1 protein-coding gene and 2 pseudogenes are annotated in these 1,696 nt (G+C 57.7%); 1 reads left to right on the plus strand and 2 read right to left on the minus strand.

Going from position 1 to position 1,696, the window contains the following annotated elements:
- Positions 1 to 606 precede the first annotated feature (606 nt).
- Positions 607 to 837: pseudogene (locus EN993_RS35445) on the minus strand (patatin-like phospholipase family protein); the annotation flags it as partial.
- Between the two features lie 128 nt (positions 838 to 965).
- On the opposite strand from EN993_RS35445, the gene EN993_RS35450 reads away from it, so the two are divergent.
- Positions 966 to 1,508, plus strand: coding sequence for a dihydrofolate reductase family protein (locus EN993_RS35450; protein WP_127266205.1), 543 nt, complete (start codon positions 966 to 968; stop codon positions 1,506 to 1,508).
- A gap of 39 nt (positions 1,509 to 1,547) precedes the next feature.
- Here EN993_RS35450 and EN993_RS38180 read toward each other — a convergent pair.
- Positions 1,548 to 1,696, minus strand: a pseudogene (locus EN993_RS38180) (patatin-like phospholipase family protein); the annotation flags it as partial.

Below are 1,696 nucleotides of genomic sequence, written 5' to 3' on the forward strand. Positions count from 1 at the left end.
GTTCAACACCGACGTGTTCGCGTTCGCTCAGGTCTGCATGCTCTCCGAATTCTCGACTTGGAAAGCTCTGAGTCTTTCGAAAGATCGCCTTTGCGGCTTCCCCGATCCTAATGGCAGTCGATAAGCGCGCACTCATTAAAGATCCATTGATGTAAACTGGCTCTGGAGCTTGACCTGAGATATTGCAAGAACGCAATCGCTTAGGCTAGGTGGCACGGAACTACAACCTAACGACAATTTAGAGTTGAGTTAGCTGCCGGCGACCTGTTTTTCTTACCTCTTTGTGGCGCGAATGCTATTTGGTTGCGATCCTTATTATCTGAGCCAAGATCTCTAGAACTGCGGGGCATCCGCGCGAGCTTGCCGGGCTATGTCAGCTCGTTTGCATTCAAATGCTGGCGTCCGGCTAATGAGCAGACTGTCCGGCTTCAGGAACTCCCGGAAGGTGGATCAACGACCGGAATGAGGCGCATAGCCGCCATTCGTCCGTGAACTCGCCTATATCCGCACCAGGTCAAATGCGACCGTTCCATGGGTCGCATTTTGTTCGTTTAGCCAGTTCGGCAAGCAGAGTAGACGTCACGCCTCAGCGGCACGCCACCGCCCTCACGCGTCAACCCGCTTCCCTCGCTTGCGCTTGCCGCCCCTCGCCTCCACCGCCTTCTCCATCTGCCGCTTCAGCTCGTCCTTGATATCCACCGTCTCGTTCATCAAAGCGTCGATCTTCAGGAAATCGAGCACGCGGTATTTCGACACCGCCGGGCGAGCCAGGATATCGGGGCGGCACTGCTTCAGCTTGTTGGCGATGATCGACTGCATCATCAATTGGGTGGCGCCGTCAGGCCGGCTGAGGTCAATGCGTGTCTCGGGCATTAGCCGAAAACGACAAGGCGCAGCGATATTTTTCATGAACGTGTCGCAAAGGCCCCGCGCAGTCCGTCCTCTGACGGAAGAAGGAGAGCACCATGCGAAAACTTATCGTCACCGAATTCATCAGCGTCGATGGCATTGCCGAGGTCGAGAAGCTGCCCAGCGTGATCTGGAACGACGCGATGAACAGGTTCAAGGAAGACGAGCTTGCTGATAGCGGCGCCATGCTTTTGGGGCGCACGACCTATGAGATATTTACCGGCTCCTGGCCCAAGGAAACCGGAGATTTTGCCGACCGGTTCAACGCGCTGCCGAAATATGTCGCCTCGACCAGCCTGAAGGCGCTCGACTGGAAGCCGGCCGAATTGCTGAAGGGACCGCTGCCGGAAGCGGTCAGAACCCTGAAGCAAGGCAGTGGCGGCAACATTTATGTGCATGGCAGCCTCAGCGTCGCGCAGGAATTGCTGCGCCATGGCCTGGTCGACCGCGTCAGGCTGCTCAGCTATCCAGGCACCGTCGGCCAGGGCAAGCCGCTGTTCCCAGTCGGCGAGCCGGTCTCGCTCGAATTGATTTCGGCCACGCCGCTCAGCAACGGCGTTGTGGCGCTGGAGTATGCGCCGGTGGCGGCTAAGTCGTAATCGGTTGGAGCCTTTCAGATCGAATGGGGAGATGCATCCTCACCCGACCTGCTTGCCCCGTCTCCCCTTGATGGCGGCGCTATTCCTCGCCTCCACCGCCTTCTCCACCTGCCGCTTCAGTTCGTCCTTGATATCCACCGTCTCGTTCATCAGCGCGTCGATCTTCAGGAAATCGAGGACCCGGTATC

The sequence above is a fragment of the Mesorhizobium sp. M7D.F.Ca.US.004.01.2.1 genome, assembly GCF_003997785.1.
Classification (GTDB): Bacteria; Pseudomonadota; Alphaproteobacteria; order Rhizobiales; family Rhizobiaceae; genus Mesorhizobium; species Mesorhizobium loti.

Bases quoted from the DNA above. Each gene is read 5' to 3' on its own strand.
- EN993_RS35450 (WP_127266205.1), top strand. From the start codon at position 966: ATGCGAAAACTTATCGTCACCGAATTCATCAGCGTCGATGGCATTGCC.